Raw genomic sequence first — 7,165 nt, 5'->3', positions numbered from 1 at the left:
TCTGCATCAGGACCTATATGGCCAACATGTGTTCCCGCTTCAGCTTGCCATTCTCTTATCTGACCATTAGGCCAACTTCACGGTTGGGGAATTTGTGATGACCGAGCAGCGACCACGGATGCAATCGCGGCCGATAGTTGTACCGCTCCGACAAGGCGATGGCGTTTTGTTCGCGGTGCATCATCGGCCTGTGTGCGGGACACGCGGCTGGTATCGGGTGAGTCTCCGTCATGGAGTCAGCCGTGTTCGCTCAGGCCAACGCTATACTGTCGGGATCATTTTCCACGACGCCAAGTGAAACGGTAGCCTTGCTCCGGCCAAAGGTCACTCTTTGGCCGGGAGGCTGAGCGTCCCGCCGATTCATCCTAAGTCCGACAGGCTCTTAGCCCCCCGCCATGGCTCCAACAATGAGAAAGGGTTCTTCGCCTTTCGTTACTGCGTCCGGTAACGGAGCATCTGGATGTTCATGGGAAAGATCCTGTTCGCACGCAAAGAATCTGATGAACGGTCGGCGCTGTCGTGTCACCTGGTCACGGATCGTCCCGCGTAACATGGGATAGCGGGCTTCGAGGGCGTTGAGGATGGATTGTTGTGTGGCCTGATTCTCAATTTCCAGTATCACCTCGCCATTGATGCGTGCGAGTGTCCGGAGATGCGCTGGCAGGACAACCCGAATACTGATCATGGCAACGCCTGGACTTCGACGGATAGCACCGGGGGCAGATCCCGAACAATGGGTGCCCAGCTGTTTCCCGAATCGGCCGATGCATAGACCTGCCCGCCTGTTGTGCCGACATAGATGCCGCAGGGGTCGAGCGAATCCACGGCCATCGCGTCTCGAAGGATATTGACGTAGCAGTCCTGTTGCGGCAACCCTTTCGTCAACGCTTCCCACTCGTTTCCGCCTGTCCGACTGCGGTAAATACGCAGTTTTCCCTCTGGCGGATAATGTTCAGAGTCGCTTTTGATCGGTACCACATAGATGGTCTCCGGCTCGTGCGCGTGTACGGCAATGGGAAATCCGAAATCGGAGGGCAGGTCCCCGCTGATTTCGTGCCATGACTCGCCCCCATCGTCACTGCGCATCACGTCCCAGTGTTTTTGCATGAACAGCACATTGGGGCGCGACGGGTGTTTGGCGATACAGTGCACGCAATGGCCGACCTCGGCATTCGGGTCAGGAAGCTCATACTGGGATTGTAGTCCGCGGTTAACCGGACGCCACGTCTTGCCGCCGTCATCGGTACGAAAAGTGCCGGCCGCGGAAATTGCGACGAAGATTCGTTGGGGATCACTTGGATCAAGGAGGATAGTATGCAGGCACATTCCGCCGGCACCCGGTTGCCACAGGTGTCCTTTGGCCTCGCGAAGGCCAGGAACCTCTTGCCACGATTGACCGCCATTGGTCGAGCGAAACAAGGCGGCATCTTCCACTCCGGCGTATACGGTATCCGGATCTGTCAGTGACGGTTCGAGGTGCCACACGCGCTTAAACTCCCAAGGACGTTGGGAGCCGTCGTACCACTGATGGGTGGTGAGGGGTTTGCCTGTTTCAGGTGAGCTGTCGTAGACAAATTTGTTGCTCTCTCCCTTGGGTGTGCCGTCTGGAGTGGTCGTCGGTTCACCGGGTGGCGTCCCCGGTTGAAACCAGGTTCTGCCGCCATCATCCGAACGTTGAATGATCTGCCCGAACCAGCTGCTGGACTGCGATGCATATAGACGGTTCGGATCGGTGGGGGATCCTTTGACGTGATACAGCTCCCAGCCGCCAAAGTTTGGCTCGCTCACATTCCACTGTTTACGCTCACCGTCCGATGTCAGTACGAACGCACCCTTACGTGTTCCAACCAACACGCGTACTCCACTCATAGACCACTCCTTTCTGAAAATTATGATAATCATCGAAAAACATTTTTTTTACCAATGAGACCTTGTTCAGTCTGAACCCGGCACGACTTGAATGTGTCCATTTCTGAAACGTTCATTCCGCAATGGTGCGGGTCTGCAGGTTGTCCCCGAATAGATTGGGGTGACCATCGCGAGAGCATCCTGGTGCCTTATGCTTGCGCATAGGCCTGCTGGAGGCGGTTGATGTCAATCTTGTCCATTTGAAGTATGGCGTTCATGACTCGATTTGTTTTCTCAGGATCGTTGTCTTGCATCATCCCATCCAGCACGGTGGGAACGATTTGCCATGACAGACCATACTTGTCTTTCAGCCAGCCCACTGTCCAGGCGAAATCGACAGGTACTTTTCCTTTTCTTGGGAGACTAATCCGTCGGTAGACCCCCGATCTCGAGGACAGGCCGGATTTCGACCGTTCCCACCCGTGCCCCTGGAATCTGTGTGGCGATGTTCGTCGCCTCATCCAGATCCTTGGCTTCGATGAGGAAGTATCCGCCCAGTTGTTCTCGCGTTTCGGCAAACGGACCATCGGTGATGAGCCGTTTGCCGTCTCGTATGCGGATACTGGTCGCCATAGTGACAGGATGCAGGGGAGCAGCTGCCAGATATTTCCCTTCAGCTTTGAGGCGGTGTGCAAGCTCCGTGGATTCCTTGTAACACTTTTCACGTCCGGCTTCGTCCCATGCTTGATCGGTCCCGTAAATCAACAGCATGTATTTCATCTGAATTCCTCCATCAGAATGAGTCAACGCCAATTCTCAAATGAGCCTCAATATTTGCAATACAAAAGGGGGACCGATGTCCAGATAGCAAAGGAAGGTTGATTCGTCCCGCAACTTGTGCCGCTACTGCTTTCTGGTATAGATGATCTCCATCATCTTCATTTCCTTGCCCTCGTGGTGGGCTCCGTACATGACAAACGTTTGTGTATTGTCGTCGACAATCGTCCAGACCGCTCGATGCGTCATCTGGCCTCCTCCCGGTTCCTCATGCTGACCTTGCATCGTAATCGTCTTGCCATCGGCGCTTGCCGTGCCTTCCATCATGAAGATTCCGGTGCCCATCGTATCGATCCAGGCCGTAACGTATTTTTTTCGAACGTTGTCATAGGCGTCGATTCCAATCCCGGAGTAAGGTTGGCCCATCATTTCTCCCGTGAATTTCTGTTTGAGAAAACGCCCGTCCAGCAACATCTTCATTTCCGCCGAGCCGGTGGATTCCATCGGGGGCTTGTCTGGTTCCATCCAGGATTTGGTTTTGGTCGTCCAGTTCCCGGCCAGGCTGGCAAACAACTTGTGCGGTTCCCCCGGGGTGGCTAGTTTTTTGTACATCTCCATCATCGCCTGCGGGTCCATCGGTTTTTCAGCATTCGTGTCCGCAGCCAGAGCTGGGGATACCGCTATGAAAAGGCACAAACAGGAGAAAGTGATAATTGTCAGACGCATAAATGCCTCCTTGTGGTTGACTGATGGAAGTGAACGGTTATCCCAATCATTACCTCCGCTCGGACAATCTGTTGCGCAAGCGTTCTTCTTGCTCCCTTAGCTCAGGCGTAAATTCGGCACCGAAGTCCTCCGCCTCGAACACCTGGCGAATTTCTATCTCCCCGCCCTCGTTATGAGGATTGGGGCAGCGTTTCACCCATTCGACGGCCTCTTCTTTTGACTTCACCTGCCATAGCCAGAAGCCGGCGATCAGTTCCTTGGTCTCGACAAACGGGCCGTCGATCATCGTCCGCTTCTTTCCCGAGAAACTGACGCGTGCGCCTTTTGAACTCGGGTGGAGTCCTTCGCCTGCCAGCATGATGCCGGCTTTGACCAGTTCCTCGTTGAATTTGCCCATCTCCCTGAGCAGTTGCTCGCTCGGCATCACGCCCGCTTCCGAGTCTTTGGTGGCTTTCACGATAATCATAAACCTCATCGTGGTATCTCCTTTGCGATTTTTCGCGTTAAGTGTCGGGTTTCCGGGTTGGTTCGGCTGGGTGGACCCGGGTTATACCTATTAGTCGCCGATAGGCTAGGAAATCGACAGGTCATTTGAATGAGTTTCATGGTGAGTCGCCTGACCGAATCAGCTCCTCCCCTTCTTTTCTTGGTTGTTTACGGTGAAATATCTGAAAATGCTGCTTTGACAAATAGGTAAAGTTGGCGGTCAGCCGATAGCCTGCTTCCTCCATCTCCTTTTGGATTCTCTCTTTGGACGTCTTTTGACCAAACAGCCATGCGAAACCCGTTGGTGAGTTATCGATAATGGCGATTCGCCCTTTTGATCTCAGATACCGAGCCACATTACGGAAATAGGCGAGTCTGTTTTGGAGATGATGAACGGTATTACAGATAAAGATCAGATCGATCTGATCTTCCGGCAAGCGCGGATCGCTCTCTGTCGCCAGCACCACTTCTACGTTGGCAATCCCTTTTACTCGGGAGTATTGGGTGATGACGTTCAAGGCATCGCGGTCGATGTCGACCGCGTACACTTTCCCCGTCGGACCAACTTCTTCGGCAAACCGAAAGGTGAAATACCCGCCACCGGCACCCAGGTCCGCCACGTGCGCGCCAGGGAGAATATTTAAGGATTCAAGGACGGCCTTCGGTTGCTGCCAGGCATCCCGTCCAATATGGTTCATGGACTCATGTGCAAAACTTGAACAGCCCCAGCATATAAGCGGTAGGAATGTCACAATAAGTTGCCAAATCGACCGCCTTGTCATAGATCACCTCTGGAATTTGTCTCACACCGTATCTAGGTTGAGTTGATAAGGAAATTGGACAACACATCGAGAATACTCGTCAAGACTCGGGAACGGACATGTCGTGAAAGAACAAAGCGTTTTTCAGGAGCAGAATTCAGGAAATGGAGGGCCTCCTTGTCGCTCTTTCTCCTGGCCCATACGCCATGGCGATGTCTGATGATGTCATCCACGACCGGAAAGGACTGAACTATTGGCACAGAGATTAGCCAGTTGGCAGGCCGGAAATCCTGATGAAGGGACGGATCTCGACGGTTCCGATGCGTGCCCCTGGGACCCGAACGGCGATACTACTCGCCTAGTCGAGATCCTTGGCGTCGATCAGGAAGTAACCCGCGAGTTGCTCACGTGTCTCCATGAATGGACCGTCTCACCAACGGCTTGCCTTCCCGCCCCCGAGCGATGAGGGCCGTCGATGGGGGATGAAGCGGCGACGCACTCAGATACTGTCGCTTGGAGTGGAGCTGGTGTGTGAGTTGCACGGATTTCTCAAGCATCTCCTTGCGTGTGGTCTCACTCATTTTACCGAATGCATCCTCGTTATGGTGAACCAACAACAAGTATTTCATGTGAAAGCCTCTATCAATTGGTTTTGTCGGGAGTGACCGGATCGACCTTCCCCGATATCTTTGATCCTCATGAAATTTCTAAACATCCTGACAAGATTCCGATTTTGTCCCTGGTTGTTGCATGTCTTCAACCGGACGAACCTCCATGCTCCCGAGGCGTACTGATGGAAACTTGGAGGCAATCTGAACAGCCTGATTGATGTCCCTGGCGTCAATGAGGAAGAACCCGCCGATCTGTTCTTTTGTTTCCGCAAATGGACCGTCGGTGACCGACATTTCGCCATTGCGGACCCGCACGGTCATGGCCATCTGGATTGGCTCAAGGGGCTCCGCCGAAATGAGGTGGCCGCTTTTCTTGAGTTTCTCGCAGTAGGCCCACGTTTCGTTCATGAGAGCATCACATTCGCTTTTGGGCAGGCTGTCCAGCTTCTTTTCCTCGTGGCAACAAAAGAGAAGATATTTCATGACTTCCGACCTCCGGTAAGTGGTGAATTGGTTTTGTTGTCAGTTAGTCGTTCATGAAGATCAAATTCGACAATGGGGTCTCATGGGCTTTGCCGGGTAGGCTAGTACTCTAGGAATAGAAATTTTCCAAAAGTTCCCAACAAGCTGTTGTGGGTGACCTTGGCCCGGTCCCTAAAAATCGGGAATACGCCTGGTGCTATCTATTGGTAGGAATAGGGGGGATTACCTATGATCTTCCAACCCGGCCAGCCGTTGTTGAAGAAATCGCCTTTCCGGTTTCTGCTGAGTGAGGCCGAGGGCCCGTTCATAGGCGGCCTTGGCTTCCGCAGTTCGGCCCAGTCGCCGGCAAAAGTCTGCTCGTGCGGCATGTGCCAAATGATAGTTGGACAATTCTCCTCGCCGGAGGACCGAGTCGATGAGATTGAGACCCGCCAATGGACCGTCGCGCATGGCTAACGCGACCGCACGATTCAGTTCAACAATGGAGGAAGGAGACGCCTGCATCAACAGGTCGTAGAGTGACACGATTTGATTCCAGTCCGTGTCCGTGGGGTGTGTAGCCCGGGAATGCACTCCGGAGATCGCAGCTTGGATGGTATAAGGGCCGACCTGGCCGGAAGCAAACGCCTGTCCTACCAGGGTTGCCCCCTCTGCGATCTGATCCCGGTTCCACAACGAACGATCCTGGTCCTCAAGCAGAATCAGGTCTCCCGTTCGGGAGATGCGTGCGGCGCGGCGGGAGTCATGGAGCAGCATTAAAGCCAGGAGTCCCATCGCTTCCGTGTCCGGCAGTAATTCCAATAGTAATCGTCCCAGTCGGATGGCCTCAGCGGAGAGGTCATGGCGGGTGAGTGATTCCCCTGAAGAGGCAGAGTATCCTTCGTTAAATATGAGGTAGATCACCCGAAGCACCGCATCCAGACGGTCGGGCAAAGATGTCTCCGAAGGCACCTCATAGGGTATTCGTGCCTTGCGAATTTTGGCTTTAGCCCGAACGATTCGCTGAGCCACCGTGGGTGGGGACGTGAGAAAGGCTTTCGCGATTTCTTCGGTCGTGAGTCCACAAACTTCCCGGAGCGTCATTGCCACCTGGGCCTCAGACGAAAGAGCCGGATGACAGCAGGTAAAGATTAAACGCAGCCGGTCATCGGCGATACTGTCATCCGAATTTTCTTGAACGTCATCAATGCTGGATTCCAACTGTGTGGCGAGTTCTGCGAGCGAGGCGTCAAACCTGGTCCGTCGCCGCATTCCATCGATCGCCTTGAAACGACCGGTCGACACAAGCCAGGCTCGCGGATTGGCCGGGATACCATCCCTGGTCCATTGTTCGACTGCGACCGCAAAGGCTTCGTGCAGAGCTTCCTCGGCGGCATCAAAGTCTCCAAGAAGGCGGATCAAGGTGGCGAGAATCCGGCGCGATTCAGTGCGGTACACTTCCTCCACCGCCTCCCGCACCAGTTTGGTCGGTCT

9 protein-coding genes are annotated in these 7,165 nt (G+C 54.1%); all 9 read right to left on the bottom strand.

What is annotated here, in order from left to right; genetic code table 11:
* Positions 1 to 382 precede the first annotated feature (382 nt).
* Positions 383 to 685: a MoaD/ThiS family protein gene (locus AAH187_RS05695; RefSeq protein WP_342347472.1), complete on the bottom strand. Its 303-nt coding sequence runs from the start codon at positions 683 to 685 to the stop codon at positions 383 to 385.
* Entirely contained in the window at positions 682 to 1,869 is a 1,188-nt protein-coding gene (locus AAH187_RS05690) for an exo-alpha-sialidase (protein WP_342347471.1), read from the bottom strand. Before AAH187_RS05690 ends, AAH187_RS05695 begins: the two co-directional genes overlap by 4 nt.
* Positions 1,870 to 2,271: 402 nt before the next feature.
* On the bottom strand, positions 2,272 to 2,628 hold the full coding sequence (locus AAH187_RS05685) for a YciI family protein (RefSeq protein WP_342347470.1): 357 nt from the start codon (positions 2,626 to 2,628) through the stop codon (positions 2,272 to 2,274).
* A 123-nt stretch (positions 2,629 to 2,751) separates the two neighbouring features.
* Positions 2,752 to 3,351, bottom strand: coding sequence for a DUF1579 domain-containing protein (locus tag AAH187_RS05680; RefSeq protein WP_342347469.1), 600 nt, complete (start codon positions 3,349 to 3,351; stop codon positions 2,752 to 2,754).
* A gap of 49 nt (positions 3,352 to 3,400) precedes the next feature.
* Positions 3,401 to 3,826, bottom strand: coding sequence for a YciI family protein (locus AAH187_RS05675; protein ID WP_342347468.1), 426 nt, complete (start codon positions 3,824 to 3,826; stop codon positions 3,401 to 3,403).
* Between the two features lie 127 nt (positions 3,827 to 3,953).
* Positions 3,954 to 4,535, bottom strand: a complete 582-nt coding sequence (locus AAH187_RS05670; RefSeq protein ID WP_342347467.1) for a class I SAM-dependent methyltransferase — start codon at positions 4,533 to 4,535, stop codon at positions 3,954 to 3,956.
* A 467-nt stretch (positions 4,536 to 5,002) separates the two neighbouring features.
* Entirely contained in the window at positions 5,003 to 5,227 is a 225-nt protein-coding gene (locus AAH187_RS05665; RefSeq protein ID WP_342347466.1) for a hypothetical protein, read from the bottom strand.
* Positions 5,228 to 5,305: 78 nt separating this feature from the next.
* Positions 5,306 to 5,692 carry a YciI family protein gene (locus tag AAH187_RS05660; protein ID WP_342347465.1) on the bottom strand — a complete coding sequence of 129 codons (387 nt, stop codon included), beginning with the start codon at positions 5,690 to 5,692 and terminating at the stop codon, positions 5,306 to 5,308.
* 222 nt (positions 5,693 to 5,914) lie between these two features.
* The coding region (locus AAH187_RS05655) for an RNA polymerase sigma factor (protein WP_342347464.1) at positions 5,915 to 7,165 on the bottom strand (1,251 nt) is incomplete at its 5' end.

This window comes from uncultured Nitrospira sp. (assembly GCA_902500695.1).
Classification (GTDB): domain Bacteria; phylum Nitrospirota; class Nitrospiria; order Nitrospirales; family UBA8639; genus Nitrospira_E.
The sequence above is the reverse complement of the archived record's forward strand: the minus strand, read 5'-3'. Positions and strand labels throughout refer to the sequence as shown.

What these genes read in the sequence shown, in the direction of transcription:
- AAH187_RS05665 (WP_342347466.1), bottom strand. Translation starts at nt 5,227, where the DNA reads ATGAAATACTTGTTGTTGGTTCACCATAACGAGGATGCATTCGGTAAA.
- AAH187_RS05680 (WP_342347469.1), bottom strand. Translation starts at nt 3,351, where the DNA reads ATGCGTCTGACAATTATCACTTTCTCCTGTTTGTGCCTTTTCATAGCG.
- AAH187_RS05660 (WP_342347465.1), bottom strand. Translation starts at nt 5,692, where the DNA reads ATGAAATATCTTCTCTTTTGTTGCCACGAGGAAAAGAAGCTGGACAGC.
- AAH187_RS05685 (WP_342347470.1), bottom strand. Translation starts at nt 2,628, where the DNA reads ATGAAATACATGCTGTTGATTTACGGGACCGATCAAGCATGGGACGAA.
- AAH187_RS05670 (WP_342347467.1), bottom strand. Translation starts at nt 4,535, where the DNA reads ATGAACCATATTGGACGGGATGCCTGGCAGCAACCGAAGGCCGTCCTT.
- AAH187_RS05695 (WP_342347472.1), bottom strand. Translation starts at nt 685, where the DNA reads ATGATCAGTATTCGGGTTGTCCTGCCAGCGCATCTCCGGACACTCGCA.
- AAH187_RS05675 (WP_342347468.1), bottom strand. Translation starts at nt 3,826, where the DNA reads ATGAGGTTTATGATTATCGTGAAAGCCACCAAAGACTCGGAAGCGGGC.
- AAH187_RS05690 (WP_342347471.1), bottom strand. Translation starts at nt 1,869, where the DNA reads ATGAGTGGAGTACGCGTGTTGGTTGGAACACGTAAGGGTGCGTTCGTA.